Raw genomic sequence first — 21421 nt, 5'->3', positions numbered from 1 at the left:
GAAACGATCGGAATGTGCCGGCCGGCGTGGCCTACTCTTCCTCGCTGACCTCGGCCAGTTCTTCCAGCGCCAGCGTCAGGTTGGCCATTTCAACCGCCACGCGGCCGGCGTCCGCACCCTTTTCCGCCATGCGGGCTTCGGCCTGCTCGTCGGTCTCCGTCGTCAGCACCGCATTCGCGATCGGGATGCCATAGTCCAGCCCGACGCGGGTGATGCCGGCGCCGGATTCGTTGGACACCAGCTCGAAATGGTAGGTCTCGCCGCGTATCACCGCGCCGAGCGCGATCAGCGCATCGAACTGGTGGGTTTCAGCCATTTTTTGCAGCGCCAGCGGGATTTCCAGCGCGCCAGGAACGGTGACATGCAGCACATCCTCGTCCGCCACGCCCAGGCGCTTCAGTTCGGCCAGGCAGGAAGACAGCAGGCCATGGCAGACGTCCTCGTTGAAACGCGCCTGGACGATCCCGATGCGCAGGCCCTGGCCATCCAGGTTGCGTTCATATGTGCCGACTGTCATGTTGTTCCTTCATGCGCGATTAGCGCCTTGTTCGTTGAGCGGACGACAGGCCATGCCTGCGTCCACGGAATTTTCAGTTGCCGGGACAGGCCTTGAAACCCATCACTTCCAGGTTGAAGCCTGTCATCGACGGCATCTTGCGCGGGCTGGCCAGCAGCGTCATGCGGCGCACGCCGAGGTCTTTCAGGATCTGGGCGCCGATGCCGTAGGTGCGCAGGTCCATGCGCGCGCTGCGCGACGGCGGCCGCTGTTCCTGCGGCGCGGCCAGCGCGTCGAAGCGGGCCAGCATCTCCTCGGCCGATTCCTCGCAGTTGAGCAGCACGACCACGCCGCGCTCGGATGCCTTGATCGCCTCCAGCGCCGACGCCATGTTCCATGAATGCGTGGTCAGGTCGGTGTCGAGCAGGTCGAGTATCGATACCGGCTGATGGACCCGCACCAGGGTTTCGAGTTCCGGCGCGAGTTCGCCGTTGACCAGCGCCAGGTGGGCGCCGCCGCTGGGCGTGTCGCGGTAGGCAATCGCGCGGAACGTGCCCTGCGCGGTGCGCATCGTGCGTTCGGCGACCCGCTCGACGATGCTTTCATGCTGGCTGCGGTAGTGGATCAGGTCGGCGATGGTGCCGATCTTCAGGCCGTGCTGCCGGCCGAATTCGACCAGGTCCGGCAGGCGGGCCATCGTGCCGTCATCGTTCATGATCTCGCAGATCACCGCGGCCGGCGTCAGCCCGGCGAGTTCGGCGAAGTCGCAGCCGGCCTCGGTATGGCCGGCGCGCATCAGCACCCCGCCCTTCTGCGCCTTGAGCGGGAAGATGTGGCCGGGCTGGACGATGTCGGCGGGCCGCGCGTTGCGCGCCACGGCGGTCTTGATGGTGGCGGCGCGGTCGGCCGCCGAAATGCCGGTGGTGACGCCCTCGGCGGCCTCGATCGACACGGTGAAATTGGTGCCGTACGAGGTGCCGTTGCGGCTGGTCATCATCGGCAGGTTGAGCTGCTCGCAGCGTTCCTCGGTCAGGGTCAGGCAGATCAGGCCGCGGCCGTACTTGGCCATGAAGTTGATCGCCTCGGGAGTGACGAACTCGGCGGCGAGCACCAGGTCGCCCTCGTTTTCGCGGTCTTCCTCGTCGACCAGGATGACCATGCGGCCGGCGCGGAGCTCGGCCACGATTTCTTGCGTTGTTGAAAGAGACATAAGACGGTTCCAGGGACAGGCCGCTATTTTAAAGGATTTGCCCGCGCGCCCGGCGCTTATTGCCGTGCCGCCTTTTCAGGCCCGGCAAGCCGGCTTTTCAGGCGCGGCGGGCCGCTTGGCCGCCTTTCCTTACTCCGGGCAGTTGCTGCGCGCGTCCGCCTGCGACACGTTGCTGCCCGGCGGCACGTCGCGCGTGAGCCAGACATTGCCGCCGATGGTCGAACCGCGGCCGATGGTGATGCGGCCCAGGATGGTGGCGCCGGCATAGATCACCACATCGTCCTCGACGATAGGGTGGCGCGCATTGCCCTTGATCAGCGCGCCGGTCTCGTCGGCCGGGAAGCGCCGCGCGCCCAGCGTCACGGCCTGGTAGAGCCGCACATGCTGGCCGATGACCGCGGTCTGGCCGATCACCACGCCGGTCCCGTGGTCGATGAAGAAGCTGCCGCCGATCTGCGCGCCCGGGTGGATGTCGATGCCGGTGTCGGAATGCGCGATGTCGGAGATCAGGCGCGCAACGAGTTGCGAGCCCAGCAGGTAGAGCGCATGCGCGAGCCGGTAGTAGATCACCGCCACGGTGCCCGGATAGCAGAGCAGGATTTCGGCGATGCTGGTGGCCGCCGGGTCGCCCTGGTAGGCGGCCTGCAGGTCGCTGACCAGCAGCGCGCGGATCGACGGCAGCTGGCTGGCGAACTCGCGGGTGATGCGCACCGCGCGCTCGCCGAGCTCGGCGCCGGGCAGGCCGCGGGCCTCCGCATTGAAGACCAGGCCGCGGCGCACCTGCTCGCTCAATAGCGACAGCGTCGTATTAAGCGTGTCGCCGACGAAGTAGTCGATGCTTTCATCGGTCAGTCCGGCACGCCCGTAGTGTGTCGGAAACAGCACCGCGCACAGCCCGTGCAGGATACCGACCAGCGCCGACTTCGACGGCAGCTCGCGTATCGTGCCCTGGTGCCGGATCTTGTGCGTGACTTCGCGCGACATGCGCAGTTGTTCGACGACCGGGTCGAGGTTCCAGTGAACCTGGGCCGGGGCGGCGCCGGGATGAGTATCAGCCATAGTATTTCCTGTAGGTCTGGCGGCCGGTTCGGCGCGCTTACGATGATTCAGGATTATAGAAGGGAGTTGGGAAACGCACAGGAAGGCCGCGCCGGACTGGCGGCATGGGGCGCCGCTATCGGCGGCCGGCGTCGCGGAGGCGCGGCGGGCCGGCCATGCGCCGCGGGCGTTGCTGCAGTTGCCCGGGACGGCGCGCGCTTCCCGCGCGTTGCGCGGCAGGAAGCGCCTGGTACGGAATTACGAGGCTTGCGACGTGTCGCCGTCCTTGGACGCTTCGTCCGACGTGCCGGCGTCGTTGTCCTTCGCATGCTCTTCCATGTGCGGCTTGCGGCCTGGCTGCGGCGTCTCGTCGGCGCCCGGAGCGATTTCCTCGCCGCGGTGCTTTTTCTCTTGCTGGACTTTCTTGTCGTGGGCGATATTGCGCGGATCGGTCATGTAATTCCCTGATAGGTATGTGAAAGGGCGATCCTACCCCCGCCGTCCCTGCCGCTGCTTGATTCAGAATGAGGAATCGCGTGCAAGGAAGGCGGGTTGCCGGCGCAGCGGAGGCCGCGCCGGCCCGGCGTCAGCGTGCGCGGCGCACCAGTCGCAGCAGGAGCAGCAGCACGATCGCGCCGACCGTGGCGACGATGATGCTGCCCAGCATGCCGCCGCCGGCGGAAAAGCCGAAGGTGCGGAACAGGTAGCCGCCGAGGAAAGCGCCGACGACGCCGATGACGATGTCGCCGATCAGCCCGAAGCCGCCGCCGACGATGGCGCTGGCCAGCCAGCCCGCGATGAGTCCAACAACCAGAAACCAGATCAGGTCCATTTTTATTCTCCCTTTTGTGCAGCGTATCGAGGAGCGGCAGCTTTCGGCTGCCGCCTTGTCCGGCTGGCGCTGACGATGGAACGCCGTGGCTGTTGCCGGACTTTCAATGTATATGCCGGGCAACAGAGTGTCTGTACGCTGACGTACCGAGCGCCTGCACCTGCGCCCGCCGGCGGCGATAATGCTGCCTGACCATGTGCCGCTACCGCATCGCACGATGCCTGGAGAAGACGATGAGCATTGCATTCGCGCCCTACCCGTTCGCCGCCGTGCAGTATCCGGCCCGCATCCCGCCGCTGAAAGACGGCGTGGACGCGCGCCGGCATCCGGTCGCCATCGTCGGCGGCGGCCCGGTGGGCCTGACCGCCGCGCTCGGCCTGGCGCGCCAGGGCATTGCGTCGGTGCTGATCGAGGCCGACGCCTCGGTGTGCAGCGGCAGCCGCGCCATCTGCATCTCGCGCCGCAGCCTGGAGATCATCGGGCGGCTGGGCGCAGCCGACGCCTTCCTGGAAAAGGGCCTGCCATGGACCGGCGGGCGCAGCTTCTACCGGGACGCCGAAGTCCTGCATTTCACGATGCCGCAGGACGAGAACCAGAAGCTGCCGCCCATGGTCAACCTGGCGCAATACCATATCGAGCAGTTCCTGCTGGACGCGGCGATGAAGCAGCCGGACCTGATCGACATCCGCTGGCAGACGCGGGCGCTTTCAGTCGCCGACAACGGCAGCGGCGTCACGCTGCAGCTCGACACGCCGGACGGCGGCTATGCGCTGGAGGCGGACTGGCTGCTGGCCTGCGACGGCGGCCGCAGCGGGATACGCGACGCGCTGGGCCTGCAGCTGCGGGGCGCCAGCTACGAAGGCCGCTATGTGATCGTCGATATCGCGCTGGAGAGCCGGCGGCCGACCGAACGCCTGGCCTATTTCGACCCGCCCTGCAATCCCGGCTCCACCGTGCTGGTGCACAAGCAGCCGGACAACGTCTGGCGCATCGACTACCAGGTGCGCGACGGCGAGGACCCGGAGGAAGCGGTGAAGCCGGAGAATGTGCTGCCGCGGGTGCAGAGCCTGCTCGACATGATGGGCGAGCGCGGTCCCTGGGCGCCGATCTGGATCACGATGTACAAGGCCAATGCGCTGACGCTGGAGCGCTATCGCCATGGCCGCGTGCTGTTTGCCGGCGACGCCGCCCACCTGGTGCCGATCTTCGGCGTTCGCGGCGCCAACTCGGGCATCGACGATGCCGACAATGCGGCCTGGAAGCTGGCCTATGTGATCAGGGGGCTGGCCGGCGAGGGCCTGATCGACAGCTATTCGAGCGAACGGGTCGCGGCGGCCCACGAGAACCTGAGCCATGGCACCAAGAGCACCGAGTTCATGGCCCCGCCCTCGTTCGCATTCGACCTGATGCGCACCGCGGTGCTGAGCCTGGCGGCCAGGCATGCAGGCGTGCGCGCGCTGATCAATCCGCGCCAGAGTTCGGCCATCACCTATGCGGGCTCGCCGCTGAATGCGCCGCAGGCGGAGGATGCAGGCTGGACTGCCGGCCCGCTGCCGGGCGCGGTGCTGCCGGAATGCCCGGTGACGGTACTGCGCGACGGGCGTGCATCGCAAGCGTACCTGACCGACCTGGTTGGGCCGGGATTCGGCGTGCTGCATTTCAGCGAGGACGGCAGGCTGGACGAGGCCATGGAAAGCTTCCTGCGCGCGATGCGGGAAAGGACGCTGCCGCTGCAACTGATACAGCTGACGCGCCTGGCCTGCGACCGTGCCGGCCCGGGGCCGGGCGTAGTGGCGCAGGACCATACCGGCCGATTGTTCGGCCTGTACGGCGCCCGTCCCGGAAGCGTCTACCTCGTCCGGCCCGACGGCCACGTGATCGGCCGCTGGCATGCGCCGGACGCGGCCACGCTGACGGCGGCCATCGGGCGCGTGCTGCATCCGCAAGCGCGGCACATCGAAAGGAAAACAGCATGAAGGACAATGAACTCGACGCGGTCTACACGCAGTTGTGCCGGACCATGACGGAACTCGGCCCGGACAAGACGGCGCTGTTCCTCGCCCGCTTCGCGCTGCTGGCGATCCAGCGCATCGACGACCCGGCGGCGGCGCTGCGCATCATCGGCGACGCCGCCGAGGACATGGCCGGCTAGCGCGGGTGCTGCCGGCCCGCCGACAGCAGCGGCATGACGCCCAGCCTGCAGCATCATGCCCAGGCATCATGCTAGTCCAGCTTGATGCCCTTGGCCTTGATGACCTTGCCCCACTTTTCCCGCTCCGCCTTCGCATAGGCGGCCATCTCCTGCGGGCTGCTCGGGATCGCTTCCAGGCCCAGCGTCTGGAAACGCTCTTTCGCCGCGTCGGTGCCGAGGGCCTTGACCAGCGCCTTGTTCAGGATCTCGATATTGGCGGCCGGCGTCTTCGCCGGCGCCACCATGCCCTGCCATGCATAGGCCTCGAAACCCTTCATCCCCTGCTCGTCCAGCGTCGGGATGGTCTCGAAGTTGGGCACCCGCTTCAGGCTGGCCACGCCGATGGCTTTCAGCTTGCCGGCCTTGATATGCGGCGCGCCGCTGGCCGTGTCGACGAACATGAACGGCACCTGCCCGCCCATCACGTCCTGCACCGCCGGCGCCGCGCCCTTGTACGGCGCATGGATCAGCTTGAGCCCGGCCATGTCGGCAAACAGCTCGGTGGCCAGGTGATGCGGACTGCCGGCGCCCGGCGTGCCGAAGGCCGGCGGATTGGGCTGCGCCTTGGCCCATGCGAGAAATTCCTTCAGGTCCTTGACCGGCACCTGCGGGTTCACCACCAGCAGCATCGGGAAACGGGCCATCAGGCCCACCGGCGCGAAATCCTTCTCGGCGTCGTAGCCGGGCTTGCTGTACAGGAAGGGGTTGGCGGCAAGCGTCGCGGTGTCTGCGGTCAGCACCACGTGGCCGTCCGCATTGGCCCTGGCCGCATAGGACGCGCCGATGTTGGTGCCGGCGCCCGGCTTGTTGTTGATGATGATGGACTGCCCCAGCGTCTTCGTCATCTCGGTTGCGACCACCCGGGCGACGACGTCGGAGCCGCCTCCCGCCGCGTAAGGCACCACCCATTCGACCGGCTGCGTGGGGAATGCGGCCGCGGCAAGCGGCAGCGCGAGGGCGGCGAGCATAGCGCAGCGCCGGACTGTCTTTTCAAAAAACATGCATATCTCCGTCAGGATTGTTATGGACCGGTTCCGCCGCCATCCGGCACGCGGAAACCGGCTGACATTATCGTTCAATCCGGCTCTGGGCCATGGGCATGCGATGACGGGAAGACATGGATCACAGGCGATCGGCCGGGCGGCGGGCCGCCCCGCCTTCAGCCGTGCGCGGCGGCCTGCGGCATGCGCAGCGACGGCGCGCAGCGCAGCATCTCGATCGCGGCGTCGACCATGCGGCCGGCATGGGCGTCGAAGTCGGCGCTGTCGGGCGTGAAAAGAGAGATATTGATCAAGCCGTCGATCTGGGCCTGCAGCATGATGCTGGCAAGCGCGGTGTCGAGGTCGGCCGGCAGCTGGTCGCGCCTGACCGCGTTGCAGAGGATGGTTTGCAGGTCGGCGCGGCCGCGCAGGAACACATCCTGCTGTCGCTCGATGATCGGCCCCGCCGCCTCGACGAACTCGCATTTGTGGAAGACGATGCCCAGCACCTTGCGCGAATGCGGGTTGTGCCGGACTTCGCTGAGCACGAACAGGATGGTCTTGCGCAGCTGCGCCAGCGGGTCGGCCTCGCGCGCGTCCTTGCCGGCGGCGGCCATGTCCTCCATCGGCAGCCTGACCCGTTCGCACATTGCGTCGAACAGGTCGCTCTTGTTCTTGAAGTGCCAGTAGATGGCGCCGCGGCTGACGCCGGCGGCTTCCGCGACATCGGCAAGCGACGTGCGCGAAACGCCGTTCGCATGGAATACATCCTCGGCCGCATCGAGGATGCGGTTGCGGGTTTCGAGCGCTTCTTCCTTGGTTGATCTGGCCATACAATCCCGGTCACCTGCCCCCTTGCCGGAACGGCAAATAGTTATCAGGCGACTTAAACATACATTCATGAATGTATATATAATACCAAACTTTCCCGCCGGCCTCGCCCGTTTTCATCACTCAGACGGCGCGAGCGCCCGTCGCTCCGTCTTTCGTTTACACCCTTGTTCCAGGCCAACCCGCCGTGCGCCACCACGGTTCTTTTTTGTGCGAGATATTCATGACAGTCTTCCGAACCTCTTCCTTGGCAGCCGCCACCCTTGCGCTGCTGGCGCTGGGCGCATGCGGCGACAAGAAACCCGACGCCCAGGCCAAGCCTGCCGCCATGCCGCCGCCCGAGGTCTCGGTAGTCACCGTGGCGCCGGAGCGCGTGGCCATCACCAACGAATTGCCAGGCCGGCTTGAAGCCACCCGCACCGCGCAGGTCCGGGCACGCGTGCCGGGCATCGTGCAGAAGCGGCTGTTTACCGAGGGCAGCGACGTGAAGGCCGGCACCGTGCTGTTCCGCATCGACCCGGCGTCGCTGCAGGCGGCGCTTTCCAACGTCCAGGCTGCGCGCTCGCGCGCCGAGGCCAACCTGGCGCAGGCCACGCTGAAGGTCAACCGCTACCGTCCGCTGGTGCAGACCAACGCGATCAGCCGCCAGGAATACGACGACGCGCTGGCTGCGCAGAAGCAGGCCCAGGCCGACCTCGAAGCCGCCCGCGCCAGCCAGCAGACGGCCAGCCTCAACCTCGGCTACGCGACCGTGACCGCGCCGATCTCGGGCCGCATCGGCCGCGCCCAGGTGACCGAGGGCGCGCTGGTCGGCCAGGGCGAAGCCACGCCGATGGCCACCATCCAGCAGCTCGACCCGATCTACGTCAACCTGACCCAGTCGTCCAGCGAACTGCTGAAGCTGCGCCAGGCCATGTCCGCCGGCAAGCTCAAGACCGTGGGCCGCGACCAGGCCAGCGTCTCGCTGGTGACCGAGGACGGCACGCCCTATCCGCAGACCGGCAAGCTGCTGTTCTCCGACCTGGCGGTGGACCAGAGTTCGGGCGCGGTCACGCTGCGCGCCGAATTCCCCAATCCCGACCGCTTCCTGCTGCCCGGCATGTACGTGCGGGCGCGGCTGGAGCAGGCGGTCAACGAGTCGGCCATCACGGTGCCGCAGCAGGCGGTGCAGCGCGATAACAATGGCGCGTCGGTAATGACGGTCGGCGCGGACGGCAAGGTCGCGCCGCGTCCGATCAAGACCGGCAGCGCCCAGGGCGACAAGTGGATCGTCACCGACGGCCTGAAGCAGGGCGACGTCGTCATCGTCGAAGGCCTGCAGAAAGTCCAGCCCGGCGCGCCGGTCAAGCCGGTGCCGTGGAAGCCCGCCGCCGGCAATGCGGCGACGCCGGTTGCCGCGGCAGCAGCGGCAGCTCCGCCTGCCAATACGAAATAAGGAAGCCGCACCATGGCAAAATTTTTCATCGATCGCCCGGTCTTCGCCTGGGTGATCGCACTCTTCATCGTGCTTGCCGGCCTGCTGTGCATGCGCACGCTGCCGATCTCGCAGTACCCGACCATCGCGCCGCCGTCCATCGTCATCAATGCGACCTACCCTGGCGCATCGGCCGCCATCCTCGACGACAGCGTGACCAGCCTGATCGAGCAGGAACTCAATGGCGCCGACGGCCTGCAGTACATCGAGTCGCAGAGCCAGTCCAACGGCACGACCGCGGTCACCGCCACCTTCCTGCCCGGCACCAACCCGGACCTGGCGGCGGTGGACGTGCAGAACCGCATGAAGCGGGTCGAACCGCGGCTGCCGGACTCGGTGCGGCAGCAGGGCGTGCAGGTCACCAAGTCGCGCGCCAACTTCCTGCTCTTCACCACGCTGTCGTCGACCGACGGCCGGCTCGACCCGGTGGCGCTGGGCGACTACCTGTCGCGCAACGTGCTCAATGAAATCCGGCGCGTGCCGGGCGTGGGCCAGGCGCAGCTGTTCGGCACCGAGCGCGCGATGCGGATCTGGATCGACCCGGCCAAGCTGGTCGGCTTCAAGCTCAGCACCGCCGACGTCTCGACCGCGATCCGCAACCAGAATGCGCAGGTCGCGTCCGGCACGCTGGGCGACCTGCCCAGCCCGGGCAACCAGCAGATCTCGGCCCAGGTCGTCGTCAGCGGCCAGCTGACGTCGGCCGAGCAGTTCGGCCAGATCGTGCTGCGCGCCAATCCGGACGGCTCGACCGTGCGCCTGTCCGACGTCGCCCGCATCGAGATCGGCGGCCAGGCCTATGCGACCGCCGCCCGGCTGGACGGCAAGCCCACCGCGGCCATCGGCGTGCAGCTGTCGCCGACCGCGAACGCGCTGCAGACCGCCGAGCTGGTGAAGGCCAAGATGGCCGAGCTGTCGAAGTTCTTCCCGCAGGGCGTGAAGTATGAAATCCCCTACGACACCTCGCAGTTCGTCAAGATCTCGATCGAGGAAGTGGTCAAGACGCTGGTCGAGGCCATCATCCTCGTCTTCCTGGTGATGTACCTGTTCCTGCAGAACTTCCGCTACACGCTCATTCCCACCATCGTGGTGCCGGTGGCGCTGCTGGGCACGTTCGCCACCATGGCCGCCTTCGGCTACTCGATCAACGTGCTGACCATGTTCGGCATGGTGCTGGCAATCGGCATCCTGGTCGACGACGCCATCGTGGTGGTGGAGAACGTCGAACGCATCATGAGCGAGGAAGGCCTGTCGCCGCGCGACGCGACCCGCAAGGCCATGGGCCAGATCACCGGCGCCATCATCGGCATCACGCTGGTGCTGGTGGCGGTGTTCATCCCTATGGCCTTCTTCGGCGGCGCGGTCGGCGCGATCTACCGCCAGTTCACGGTGTCGATGGTGTCGTCGATGATGTTCTCGGCGCTGCTGGCGCTGACGCTGACGCCGGCGCTGTGCGCGACCATCCTGAAGCCGGTGGAAAAGGGCCACCACGTCGAGAAGCGCGGCTTCTTCGGCTGGTTCAACCGCGGCTTCAGCCGCACCGCGACCAGCTACCAGGGCTTCGTCGCCCGCATGCTGCGCACGGCCGGCCGCTACATGCTGGTATATGGCCTGATCCTGGTGTGCGTCGGCCTGCTGTATGCGCGCCTGCCGACGTCCTTCCTGCCGGCCGAAGACCAGGGCTATGCGGTGACCAACATCCAGCTGCCGCCGGGCGCGTCCGCCAGCCGCACCGAGGGCGTGATCCAGCAGGTCGAGCAGTACTACATGAAGGAAAAGAATGTCGCCCACATCGTCGCGGTGCGCGGCTTCAGCTTCTCGGGCAGCGGCCAGAATGCCGGCCTGGCATTCACGCCCTTCATCCCGTGGGACGAGCGCAAGGACGCCGACCAGTCGGTAACCTCCATCGTCGGCCGCGCGTTCGGCGCGCTGTCGCAGATCAAGGACGCGATCATCTTCCCGGTCAACCCGCCGCCCATCCCCGAGCTGGGCAATGCAACCGGCTTCACCTTCCGGCTGCAGGACCGCGCCGGCCTCGGCCACGACGCGCTGCTGGCCGCGCGCAACCAGCTGCTGGGCATGGCGGGCAAGAGCCCGGTGCTGGCCGGCGTGCGTCCGGAAGGACTGGAAGACACGCCGCAGCTGCAGCTCAATGTCGACCGCGACAAGGCCAATGCGCTGGGCGTCGCATTCGCCGACATCAACGCCACGCTGTCGACCGCCTTCGGCTCGTCGTACATCAACGACTTCCCGAACGCCGGCCGCCTGCAGCGGGTGATCGTCCAGGCCGACGCCGAGGACAGGCTGCAGCCGGAAGACATCGGCAGGCTGTATGCGCGCAACGCCGCCGGCGACATGGTGCCGTTCTCGTCCTTCTCCAGCACCGCCTGGACCACCGGGCCGGTGCAGCTGACCCGCTACAACGGCTACCCGGCGATGAAAATCTCCGGCAATGCCGCGCCGGGTCGCAGCACCGGCGAGGCGCTGACCGAGATGGAAAAACTGGCGGGCCAGCTGCCGGCCGGCTTCGGCTACGAATGGACCGGCCAGTCGCTGGAGGAAAAGACCTCCGGCTCGCAGGCGCCGGCGCTGTTCGCGCTGTCGCTGCTGGCGGTGTTCCTGGTGCTGGCGGCGCTGTATGAAAGCACGACGATCCCGCTGGCCGTGATCCTGGTGGTGCCGCTGGGCCTGCTCGGCGCGCTGCTCGGCGCGACCATGCGCGAACTGCCCAACGACGTCTACTTCAAGGTCGGCCTGATCGCCATCATCGGCCTGTCGGCCAAGAACGCGATCCTGATCATCGAGTTCGCGAAGGACCTGCAGGCCGAGGGCATGAACCTGATCGACGCCACGCTGGAAGCGGTGCACCTGCGCTTCCGCCCCATCATCATGACCTCGCTGGCCTTCATCCTCGGCGTGCTGCCGCTGGTCGTGGCCACCGGCGCCGGCTCGGCAAGCCAGCGCGCCATCGGCACCGGCGTGATGGGCGGCATGATCACCGCGACCGTGCTGGCCGTTTTCCTGGTGCCGATATTCTTCGTGGTGGTGCGCAAGCTGTTCAAGGGCAGCGAGCGCCAGCGCAAGATGTACGCGTCCCACCGCCTTCATCCTGAAGAGGAACAAATATGATGACAACCCCTGCCCGCCTGCTGCTGGCGGCAGCCGCGGCGGCGATGATCGCCGGCTGCTCGCTGACGCCTGAACTGGTGCGCCCCGCCGCCCCGGTGGCGGCGGAATTCCCGCCGCATGCGTCCCCGTCCACCGGCGCCAACCGCGCCGCGGTCGACATCGGCTGGCGCGAGTTCTTCCCGGACGCCCGCCTGCAGGCGCTGATCGCCAGCGCGCTGGACAACAACCGCGACCTGCGCACCGCCGCGCTGCGCATCGAGGAAGCCCGCGCGCAGTACAACATCCAGTCGGCCGACCTGCTGCCCAATGTAAGCGCCGGCGCCAGCGGCAGCCGCAGCCGCACGCCGGGCGGCGTCTCGGCCACCGGCCGGCCGCTGCTGGCGAATGTCTACCAGGTCGGCCTCAACCTGTCCGCATTCGAGCTCGATTTCTTCGGCCGGGTGCGCAGCCTGAACGAAGCCGCGCTCGCCGCCTACCTGGCGACCGAGGAAGCGCAGCGCGCCGCGCAGATCAGCCTGGTCGCGGAAACCGCCAAGGCCTACCTGTCCGAGCTCGGCGCCGGCGAACAGCTGGTGCTGGCGCGCCGCACGCTGGAAGGCCGCGAGCAGGGCTACAAGCTGGCCAAGCAGCGTTTCGATGTGGGCGCCTCGTCGGCGCTGGACCTGCGGCTCAATGAAACCCTGGTGCAGTCGGCCCGGGTCTCGGTGCTGCAGCTGCAGCGGCAGCAGGCGCAGGCGCGCAATGCGCTGACGCTGCTGGCCGGCCGGCCGCTGGGCGACCTGCCGGAAGGCGGCGACCTGTCGTCGCAGAACGTGGTCACCGCGATCCCGGCCGGGCTGCCGTCGGACCTGCTGACCAACCGGCCCGACATCCGCGCCGCTGAGTCGCGGCTGGTGGCGGCCAATGCCAATATCGGCGCAGCCCGCGCGGCCTTTTTCCCGCGCATCTCGCTGACCGCTGCGCTGGGCACCGCCAGCACCGCGCTGTCCGGGCTGTTCGACGCCGGGTCGATGTCATGGTCGTTCACGCCGCAGATCGCATTGCCGATCTTTGACGCCGGCCGCAACCGCGGCAACCTCGACCTTGCGCTGGTGCGCCGCGACCTCGCCGTCACCGACTACGAGCGGACGATACAGACCGCATTCCGCGAAGCCGCCGACACGCTGGTGGCCCGAGGCACGCTGGATGAGCAGGTCGAGGCACAGCGCCTGGTGCGCGAAGCCCAGGCCGACCGCCTGAGCCTGGCCGACCAGCGTTTCCGCGCCGGCGTGGCCAGTTCGCTGGACGTGCTGGACGCGCAGCGCGAGCTGTTCACCGCGGAGCAGAGCCTGGTGCAGACCAGGCTGCTGCGTCTGACCAACGCGGTCGACGTCTACCGGACGTTGGGAGGCGGCCTGAAGGTCGAGTAGGCATCTTGCATTCGACGCGAGGAAGCCGCATGCCTGAACAGCATGCGGCTTTTTTTATTGGGCCGGCGACGTTCGGGGCGGCGATGCCACTCTATTAATGGCGCGCTGGAACAGCGCTTGCGCCCGGCGGCCATGCGCCTATCATCTTTCGCCGGCGATGCCGTTCCGGTGACGTCCAGCGGCCCGCACAGGCGCTGGATTTCCCCAGGCGCTTACTGCCAACCTCAAGGAGACCGCGTGACCCATCCCGGCAGCATTCCAGTCGCACCAGGCAACGATATCCTGGGCCACCCCAGGGGGCTGTTCGTGCTGTTCTTCACCGAGATGTGGGAGCGGTTTTCCTACTACGGCATGCGTTCGCTGCTGGTGCTGTACATGACCGGCTACCTGTTCGCCGAGATCGAAAAGGGCAAGGAGGTGGTTGGCTTCCCGCTGCTGCGCGCCGGCATCGAATCGGTGTTCGGCCCATTGACGAACCAGGCGCTGTCCAGCCAGATCTACGGGCTTTATACCGGCCTGGTGTATCTGACCCCGGTATTCGGCGGGCTGATCGCGGACCAGTACCTCGGCCAGAAACGTTCGGTCTACTGGGGCGCCCTGCTGATGGGCATCGGCCATTTCCTGATGGCGAGCGAACGCCTGTTCCTGCTGGCGCTGCTGTTCCTGATCGTCGGCAACGGTTTCTTCAAGCCGAATATCTCGACGCAGGTCGGCGGCCTGTACGCGCCAGCCGATCCGCGGCGGGACCGCGCCTACATGATCTTCTACATGGGCGTGAATCTCGGCGCCTTTCTCGCGCCGCTGGTGTGCGGAACGCTCGGGCAGAAAATCGGCTGGCACTACGGTTTCGGCGCCGCAGGCGTCGGCATGATCGTCGCGATCGCGGTATTCCATCTGGGCCAGAAACATCTCGGCCCGGAATTGCGCGCGACGATGAACGCCGCCAATGCCGCGCCGCGCAGCCGCGAACCGCTGAGTCGGGATGAATGGAAGCGGCTCATTGCGCTGATGACGGTATGCGCCGTCACCGTGCTGTTCTGGGGCATCTACGAACAGCAGGGCAATACGCTGCAGCTGCTGGCGGACCGGCAGGCCGACTGGCGTGTTTTCGGATGGACCATGCCGTCGAGCTGGTTCCAGTCATTCAACCCGCTGCTGATTTTCGTGCTGACGCCCTTCCTGAACCGCTACTGGCGATGGCAGTCCGCGCGCGGCGCGGAACCCGCGAGCATCACGAAGATGGGCCTGGGCTGCGTCATCATGGGCGCCGGTTTCGGGCTGCTGCTTTTCCTGCTCCACGGCCTGCCGGCTGGCCAGAAACTGCACTGGCTCTGGCTGTTCGCCTGCGTGTTTTTCTTCACCGTCGGCGAGATCTACCTGTCGCCGGTCGGCCTGTCTTTCGTGACGAAGATGGCGCCGGCAAGGATCGTCTCGATGATGATGGGCGTCTGGCTGCTGGCCAGCTTCTTCGGCAATTACCTGGCGGGCTACCTCGGCAGCTACTACCAGAAACTGGGGCCGGAAAACTTCTTCGGCATCATGATCGCGCTCTCGCTGGCGGCGACGGGCATGCTGTTGCTGCTGGCGAGAAGCTTGCGGCACACGGTGCGCGGGGTGTGATTCCGGTTGCCGGCGTGAGTCGATTCAGGGAGTTAATCGACTCATCGGATGAGTCGATTATTTGCTATGATTGCCTCATTCACTCACCGTTTCCGCCATCGTGTCTCTCAAGAACCCGATCTGGCAGCAGCCCGGCTGGCCGAACATGTACTACGACCGAGACCGCATCGCGGCCGAATCGGCGCTTGCCCGGCGCGCCCAGGGCGTAGTTGAAGGAAAGCTCGCCGCGCTCGGGCTGCTGCAGCGCCGGGAACTGGCGGCAGAGGCCTGGACGCAGGAAGCGGCCTCCACCGCCGCCATCGAGGGTGAGCGGCTGGACCTGCTGGCGGTGCGCTCATCGGTTGCCCGCAGGCTGGGCATTGCCGGCAATGGCGGTCCGGCAGCGCTCCGGCATGTCGACGGTCTGCTGGACACCATGGACGACGCGCTTGAGAACGCTGCCGCTCCGCTGAGCCACGAGCGGCTGCAGGCCTGGCAGGCTGCGCTGTTTCCTACCGGTTTTTCAGGCATGAGCCGGATACGGACCGGCGCCTACCGCGACCATGCGGAACCGATGCAGATCGTCAGCGGCAGGCCGGGCCGCGAGACAGTCCACTACGAGGCGCCGCCGTCGATGCAGGTACCCGCCGAGATGGACAGGCTGATCGCCTGGTTCAACCAGCCGGACGGCCCCGACAACCTGGCCCGCGCCGCCCTCGCCCACCTGTGGCTGGAAACCGTGCACCCATTCGAGGACGGCAACGGCCGGGTCGGCCGCGTGCTGATCGACCTGGCGCTGGCGCGCGACAGCGGCGAAGCCAGCCGGCTGATACGCATCTCGCAGCGCCTGCTGGAAAAGCGCGCCGACTACTACGGCGAACTCGAACGCGCCCAGCACGGCCCACTGGATGTGACCGGCTGGACTGCCTGGTTCATCGCCCAGGTCCGCGCTGCCTGCGAAGCGGCGTCGGCGGTGATGGATGCATCGCTGGAGAAAGCCCGGTTCTGGTACAGCCATCGCGACAGGGAACTGACGCCGCGCCAGCGCAAGGCGATCAATGCGCTTCTGGACGCGGGGCCGGACGGCTACGAAGGCGGCATGAGCACGCGGAAATACGAGCACCTGACCGGCGCCTCGCGCGCCACGTCATCGCGCGACCTGATCGAACTGGCGCATGCCGGGCTGCTGCGGCAGGATGGGGCCGGAAGGTCGACCCGGTATGTGATGAATATCGAGGGGTGGGGTTCGGCGTCAGCCGCGGAACAATAGAAAAGCATCCACTCGCCCGATCAATACCCGCCCCGGCTCCCAGGGTGCGATGAAAACCGGTACGGTGTAACAAGCGCCAGCGCATTGCACCGTACGGGAATCGGAACCATCGCTTTCATCCGGTTTGCCGCAGCTTGGAAAGGGTATGAGGGCAATGAACGCATGCGAACCCGCACCCTACCCCGCCTGCCGCGCTTCCCACTCCTTCAGTTTCAGCCGATATTCCTCCAGCTCCTGCTGGTACAGGTCGAAGATGCACGGGTCGCAGCCGCTGCGGCAGCATTCGCTGTCGTCGGGCTGTTCCGGCGGCGTCGGCCGCGGGTCCTGGGCGTCGGCCATCGTCGTCAACCCAGCAGCGGCGCCAGCAGCCACACGGTGCGCGCAGTCGCGCCGCGGTGCTGCAGCGCGTATTCCCGCGCGCGCATGCCCATCGCGCGGCGGGTGTCGTCGTCGGCCAGCAGCGCCGCGGCCTGCTGCAGCATCGCCGTGGCGTCCTGCACGCGGATCGCTGCGCCTTCGGTCACCGCGTCATTGCTGACCGCGGCAAAGTTGAAGGTATGCTCGCCGATCAGCACCGGGGTGCCGACCGCGCAGGCCTCGATCAGGTTCTGCCCGCCCAGCGGCAGCAGGCTGCCGCCGATGAAGGCCAGGTCGGCCGCAACGTAATAGGCAAACATCTCGCCCATCGAGTCGCCCAGCACCACCTGCACGTCGGGCGGGACCTCATAGCCCAGCGACGAGCGCCGCCGGTAGGTCAGGCCGCGCGCCTCGATCTCGCGCGCGACATCGTCGAAGCGCTGTGGATGGCGCGGCACCAGCACCAGCAGCGCCTCGCCCAGCGGGGCCTCCGCCAGCGCGTCGAGGATCAGCGTTTCCTCGCCCTCGCGGGTGCTGGCGCACAGCAGCACGCGGCGCGAACCGAAACGGGTATGCATCGCCGCGCCGGCGTCCAGCATGGCCGGCGTCGGGCAGACGTCGAACTTGATGTTGCCGGTGACCTCGACGCTGGCCGCGCCAGCCTTGCGCAGCCGTTCGGCGTCGGCCTCGGTCTGCGCGGCGATGAAGGCGATGCCCTGCGCCGCCTGCTGCAGCAGCCCGCCGAAGCGGCCGGCGCGCGCCAGCGAACGCTCCGACAGCCGCGCATTGACCAGCGCCACCGGCACCTGGTGCGCATTGCATTGCGCGATCAGGTTGGGCCACACCTCGGTCTCCATCAGGATGCACAGGCGCGGCGTGAAATGCCGGAGGAAGCGCTTCACCATCCAGCCGGTGTCGTAGGGCAGATAGACCTGGTGCAGCCGCTCGCCGTACTTGGCGTACAGCTCGCGGCCAGCGGCGCGGCCGGTCGGCGTCATGTGCGTGAGCAGCAGAGCGCAGTCGGGAAACACGTCCAGCAGTTCGCGGATCAGCGGCTCCGCGGCGCGGGTCTCGCCGACCGACACCGCATGCAGCCAGACCAGCCGGCCGTCGACGACAGGCGCCGGCCCGTCGTAAAAACCCAGCCGCTCGGCGATATGTTGCCGGTAGCCCGGTTCCTTGCGGCCGCGCCACCACAGGCGCAGCAGCACCAGGGGCAGGCTGACCCACCACAGAAGAGAATAAAACCAGCGCATCAGATGAGATTCCGGCCTGTCAGCCGCGTCAATATGGCAAGGGGACTGGACGCCGTGTCGTACTGGGCGTCCGCGGGGAGATGAAAGGTCTGCTCCAGCATGTACTGGCCGGACATGACCGCATGGGAGGTCTGGTCCGAGAAGCAGACCCAGACCGCGCCAGGCGCGAACGGCATGGTCTGCTGCCGCGCATCGCGCTGGTAATCGAGGTCGGACTTCATCGCGTCATGCAGCTGCAGCATCAGGTGGTCGTATTCGCTGCGCAGCGACTTGGTCACGCGCAGCGCCCGCAGCAGCCGTGCCTGCATGCGCGAGTACGGCTTCAGCCGCGGCAGGAAATGGCTGGCCACCGCCTCGAACGGCTCGCCGACACGCCAGACGCGCGGCCGGTCTTCCGGGTTGATGTTGGTGAACACGCGCAGGATGCGCTCGCCGTAATTGGGCCGCGACGGGAACGCGTCGACATGCAGCCGCCGGTCGTCCGCGCGCCACGACTGCGCGCGCGTCTCGACCTGCGCCGGCCGGTAGCTCGTGGGCGCGGCGCGCAGCACGCCAGTGTAGGCCGGCAGCAGCGCGGCCACCAGCGCATGCGCCTCGGCACGGAAGCGTCCCACCATCGCCGCCAGCTGCGTCTGCTGCGCGCCTTCCAGCACCGTGCCTTTCAACCCGCCGCGGTCGTCCAGGCTGATGTTGCGCACCTTGGGGTCGCGCACCGCCGGCGTCAGGAAAGCCTGCTCGTGGTCCTGCAGCACGAAGGGCCGGTGCGGGAAATGCAGCACCTTGCCGGCCTCCACTGCCGCGATCCAGTCCGGGTTGGGAGCGCCGTCCTGCAATGCGCCCGAGTCAATGTCGATGATTTGCTGTTCCATCAGCCGTATTATGCCTGTCGCACCATGTTGGGTCAGCCGGCCGGGTGCCGGTCCAGCAGCGCCAGCGCCGCCGCCGCGGCCTGCGCCACGTCCGGCGGCGCGCCGGCGTCGCCCAGGTTGACGATGCGCGGCGACCAGTTGCCCTCGGTCTTCCAGCGCGGCGAGTCGCAATACAGCTCCACCGTCGGCCGCTCGAAGGCCGCTGCGATATGGGTCAGCCCGGTGTCGACGCCCACCGCCAGCGCGGCCCGCTGCGCCAGCGTCACGGCCTCCATCAGCGGCAGCTTCGGCAGCACCTGCGCTCCCGGAATCCCGGCCGCGATGCGGCGCGCCGCGTCATGCTCGGCCGCGCTGCCCCACGGCAGCAGCAGCGCCAGCCCGTGCGCAACGAGTTGCCGGCCGAGCGCGATCCAGCTCGCTTCCGGCCACTGCTTGGCCGCGCGCGCCGTGCCATGAAAGAAGACCGCATACGGTTGCGCCGGCAGCCAGGCCGGCTGGAGGTCCGGCGCGCCCAGGTTGAAGTCGGCCGGCCCTTCCACCGCATAACCCAGCGCCGCCGCGGCCACTTCCCGCGCCCGCTGCACCGCGTGCGTACGGCGTCCGACCGGCACGCTCTCGGTATGGAAGATGCGCGACAGCGCCTCGTAGCCGGAACCCTCGGTCGCATTGGCCAGGCCGATGCGCCGCCCGCCGGGCGCGAGCCGCGCCATGCGCATCACGATACCGGTCTTGATCAGGCCCTGGGTGTCGAGCACGAGGTCGTAGGATGTCGCGCGCAGCGCGTCGCGGAATGCGCGCATCTCGGCGCGGGTGGCAGGGTCGCCCAGGTGCTTGCGCCAGCGCCGCAACGCGAACGGGATCACGTTGCGCACCGTGTCGTTGAGGCGCACCAGGCTCGCATACGACTCCTCGACCACCCAGTCGATCCGGGCGTCCGGCACGTGGCGGCGCAGGTCGGCGAGCATGGGCATGTTATGCACCACGTCGCCCAGCGAAGACACCCGCACGATCAGGATGTTCACGCCGCCGCCACCGCACCGGGTGAACCTGCCTGCCGCATGCAGCCCCTTCAGTAAGGCAGGGCTGCGTCAGGCTTCGCAGCCTGGATCACGCGCTTGAACTCGGCCTGGATGCGCGCCAGCGCCGCGTCGTTCTCGGCCTCGAAGCGCATCACCACCACCGGCGTGGTGTTGGACGAGCGGGCCAGGCCGAAGCCGTCCGGGTATTCGACGCGCAGGCCGTCGATGGTGATGACCTGGTCCGAACCCGGGAACGTCGCTTCCTTCTGCAGCTTCTCGATCAGCGCGAAGTTCTCGCCTTCATTGAGCTTCAGCTGCAGCTCGGGCGTGCTGGTCGACTGCGGCAGCGCATTGAGCACGGCCGACGGGTCGGTCTCGCGGCTCATCAACTCCAGCAGGCGGGCGCCGGCATACAGGCCGTCGTCGAAGCCGTACCAGCGGTCCTTGAAGAAGATATGGCCGCTCATCTCGCCGCCCAGCGGCGCTTCGGTCTCGCGCATCTTGGCCTTGACCAGCGAATGGCCGGTCTTCCACATCAGCGGCTCGCCGCCGTTCTCGGTGACCCAGCTCGCGAGGTGCCGCGTGCACTTGACGTCGTACAGGATTTTTTCGCCGGGATGGCGGGTCAGCACGTCCTTCGCGAACAGCATCAGCTGGCGGTCCGGGAAGATCACCTGGCCGTCCTTGGTGACCACGCCGAGGCGGTCGCCGTCGCCGTCGAAGGCCAGGCCGAGTTCGGCGTCGGACGTCTTCAGCGCCTGGATCAGGTCCTGCAGGTTTTCGACATGCGCCGGGTCCGGGTGATGGTTGGGAAAGTTGCCGTCGACCTCGCAGAACAGCTCGGTGACTTCGCAGCCCAGGCCGCGGTACAGGTCGCCGGCGAAAGCGCCCGCCACGCCGTTGCCGGCATCGATGACGATCTTCATCGGTCGCGCCAGCTTGATGTCGCCGATGATGCGCTGCAGGTAGGCTTCGCGGATATTGTGCTCCCGGTAGCTGCCCTGCCCCGTCGCATAGCCGTTGCTGTCTATCGTGCGGTACAGCGCGGTGATGGCGTCACCGTAGATCGCTTCGCCCGACAGCACCATCTTGAAGCCGTTGTAGTCCGGCGGATTGTGGCTGCCGGTGACCATGATGCCCGAGCGCGCTTCCAGCGTGCTGGTGGCGAAGTAGACCATGGGCGTAGCGACCACGCCGATGTCGATCACGTCCACGCCCGACGCCTGCAGGCCTTCCGCCAGCGCGGCCGACAGGCCGGGGCCGGACAGGCGGCCATCGCGGCCGATCACGACCGTGGTTTCGCCCTTGGCGCGCACCGCGGTGCCGAAGGCCTGACCGATGCGACGGGCCACCGATTCGTCCAGCGTCTTGCCGATGATGCCGCGGATGTCGTAGGCCTTGAATATGGAAGGAGAGAGTGTGAGCATGGTTTAGGGGTACTGCATTTCAGGTTGGACAAAAACG

The 21421-nt window shown here is 67.5% G+C and carries 19 protein-coding genes; 7 read left to right on the top strand and 12 right to left on the bottom strand.

Annotated features, from left to right (window positions below; genetic code table 11):
- Positions 1-31 precede the first annotated feature (31 nt).
- The 5 genes from ribH to QOL82_RS00835 all read right to left on the bottom strand — a co-directional run bounded on the left by ribH (position 32) and on the right by QOL82_RS00835 (position 3576).
- The gene (ribH, locus tag QOL82_RS00855; RefSeq protein WP_283440329.1) at positions 32-517 is read right to left on the bottom strand and encodes a 6,7-dimethyl-8-ribityllumazine synthase; all 486 of its coding nucleotides are present in this window, start codon (positions 515-517) and stop codon (positions 32-34) included.
- A 73-nt stretch (positions 518-590) separates the two neighbouring features.
- Entirely contained in the window at positions 591-1706 is a 1116-nt protein-coding gene (gene ribBA / locus QOL82_RS00850; protein WP_283440328.1) for a bifunctional 3,4-dihydroxy-2-butanone-4-phosphate synthase/GTP cyclohydrolase II, read from the bottom strand.
- Positions 1707-1835: 129 nt separating this feature from the next.
- Positions 1836-2765 (bottom strand): serine O-acetyltransferase EpsC, encoded by a 930-nt coding sequence (gene epsC, locus QOL82_RS00845; RefSeq protein WP_283440327.1) that lies wholly within the window; start codon positions 2763-2765, stop codon positions 1836-1838.
- Between the two features lie 237 nt (positions 2766-3002).
- Complete coding sequence (locus tag QOL82_RS00840) at positions 3003-3200, bottom strand: hypothetical protein (RefSeq protein ID WP_283440326.1); 198 nt, start codon at positions 3198-3200, stop codon at positions 3003-3005.
- 130 nt (positions 3201-3330) lie between these two features.
- Positions 3331-3576 (bottom strand): GlsB/YeaQ/YmgE family stress response membrane protein, encoded by a 246-nt coding sequence (locus tag QOL82_RS00835; RefSeq protein WP_283440325.1) that lies wholly within the window; start codon positions 3574-3576, stop codon positions 3331-3333.
- A gap of 233 nt (positions 3577-3809) precedes the next feature.
- Between QOL82_RS00835 and QOL82_RS00830 the strand changes: the two genes are divergently transcribed.
- Both QOL82_RS00830 and QOL82_RS00825 read left to right on the top strand, forming a co-directional pair.
- Positions 3810-5552 carry an FAD-dependent oxidoreductase gene (locus QOL82_RS00830; protein ID WP_283440324.1) on the top strand — a complete coding sequence of 581 codons (1743 nt, stop codon included), beginning with the start codon at positions 3810-3812 and terminating at the stop codon, positions 5550-5552.
- On the top strand, positions 5549-5728 hold the full coding sequence (locus tag QOL82_RS00825; protein ID WP_283440323.1) for a hypothetical protein: 180 nt from the start codon (positions 5549-5551) through the stop codon (positions 5726-5728). The genes QOL82_RS00830 and QOL82_RS00825 overlap by 4 nt, the downstream gene beginning before the upstream one ends.
- Positions 5729-5799: 71 nt before the next feature.
- Here QOL82_RS00825 and QOL82_RS00820 read toward each other — a convergent pair whose 3' ends face one another.
- Together QOL82_RS00820 and QOL82_RS00815 are read right to left on the bottom strand one after the other, a co-directional pair.
- Positions 5800-6735: a Bug family tripartite tricarboxylate transporter substrate binding protein gene (locus QOL82_RS00820; protein WP_283440322.1), complete on the bottom strand. Its 936-nt coding sequence runs from the start codon at positions 6733-6735 to the stop codon at positions 5800-5802.
- Positions 6736-6926: 191 nt separating this feature from the next.
- Positions 6927-7580 carry a TetR family transcriptional regulator gene (locus QOL82_RS00815; RefSeq protein ID WP_283440321.1) on the bottom strand — a complete coding sequence of 218 codons (654 nt, stop codon included), beginning with the start codon at positions 7578-7580 and terminating at the stop codon, positions 6927-6929.
- 221 nt (positions 7581-7801) lie between these two features.
- Here QOL82_RS00815 and QOL82_RS00810 point away from each other — a divergent pair, with 221 nt between their 5' ends.
- The 5 genes from QOL82_RS00810 (at position 7802) to QOL82_RS00790 (ending at position 16456) form a co-directional block, all read left to right on the top strand.
- Positions 7802-9013 carry an efflux RND transporter periplasmic adaptor subunit gene (locus tag QOL82_RS00810; protein ID WP_283440320.1) on the top strand — a complete coding sequence of 404 codons (1212 nt, stop codon included), beginning with the start codon at positions 7802-7804 and terminating at the stop codon, positions 9011-9013.
- A gap of 12 nt (positions 9014-9025) precedes the next feature.
- Positions 9026-12178 carry an efflux RND transporter permease subunit gene (locus tag QOL82_RS00805; RefSeq protein WP_283440319.1) on the top strand — a complete coding sequence of 1051 codons (3153 nt, stop codon included), beginning with the start codon at positions 9026-9028 and terminating at the stop codon, positions 12176-12178.
- Complete coding sequence (locus QOL82_RS00800) at positions 12175-13587, top strand: efflux transporter outer membrane subunit (RefSeq protein WP_283440318.1); 1413 nt, start codon at positions 12175-12177, stop codon at positions 13585-13587. Before QOL82_RS00805 ends, QOL82_RS00800 begins: the two co-directional genes overlap by 4 nt.
- Before the next feature lie 237 nt (positions 13588-13824).
- Positions 13825-15207, top strand: a complete 1383-nt coding sequence (locus QOL82_RS00795; protein ID WP_283440317.1) for a peptide MFS transporter — start codon at positions 13825-13827, stop codon at positions 15205-15207.
- Between the two features lie 70 nt (positions 15208-15277).
- Positions 15278-16456, top strand: a complete 1179-nt coding sequence (locus QOL82_RS00790; protein ID WP_283440316.1) for a Fic family protein — start codon at positions 15278-15280, stop codon at positions 16454-16456.
- A 177-nt stretch (positions 16457-16633) separates the two neighbouring features.
- On the opposite strand, the gene QOL82_RS00785 is transcribed toward QOL82_RS00790, so the two are convergent.
- From QOL82_RS00785 to QOL82_RS00765, 5 genes are read right to left on the bottom strand one after another with little or no spacing between them, the layout of a single operon-like run.
- On the bottom strand, positions 16634-16795 hold the full coding sequence (locus QOL82_RS00785; protein ID WP_283440315.1) for an oxidoreductase-like domain-containing protein: 162 nt from the start codon (positions 16793-16795) through the stop codon (positions 16634-16636).
- Positions 16796-16800: 5 nt separating this feature from the next.
- The gene (gene waaA / locus QOL82_RS00780) at positions 16801-18069 is read right to left on the bottom strand and encodes a lipid IV(A) 3-deoxy-D-manno-octulosonic acid transferase (protein WP_283440314.1); all 1269 of its coding nucleotides are present in this window, start codon (positions 18067-18069) and stop codon (positions 16801-16803) included.
- Positions 18069-18938, bottom strand: a complete 870-nt coding sequence (gene kdoO / locus QOL82_RS00775) for a Kdo hydroxylase KdoO (RefSeq protein WP_283440313.1) — start codon at positions 18936-18938, stop codon at positions 18069-18071. Before kdoO ends, waaA begins: the two co-directional genes overlap by 1 nt.
- Before the next feature lie 32 nt (positions 18939-18970).
- Positions 18971-19960, bottom strand: a complete 990-nt coding sequence (waaC, locus tag QOL82_RS00770; protein WP_283440312.1) for a lipopolysaccharide heptosyltransferase I — start codon at positions 19958-19960, stop codon at positions 18971-18973.
- A 47-nt stretch (positions 19961-20007) separates the two neighbouring features.
- The gene (locus tag QOL82_RS00765) at positions 20008-21384 is read right to left on the bottom strand and encodes a phosphomannomutase/phosphoglucomutase (protein WP_283440311.1); all 1377 of its coding nucleotides are present in this window, start codon (positions 21382-21384) and stop codon (positions 20008-20010) included.
- Between the last annotated feature and the right edge of the window lie 37 nt (positions 21385-21421).

The sequence above is a fragment of the Noviherbaspirillum suwonense genome (genome assembly GCF_900182955.1).
In the GTDB taxonomy this organism is placed as follows: Bacteria; Pseudomonadota; Gammaproteobacteria; order Burkholderiales; family Burkholderiaceae_D; genus Noviherbaspirillum_A; species Noviherbaspirillum_A suwonense.
This window is presented reverse-complemented; position numbering and strand designations above follow the sequence as displayed.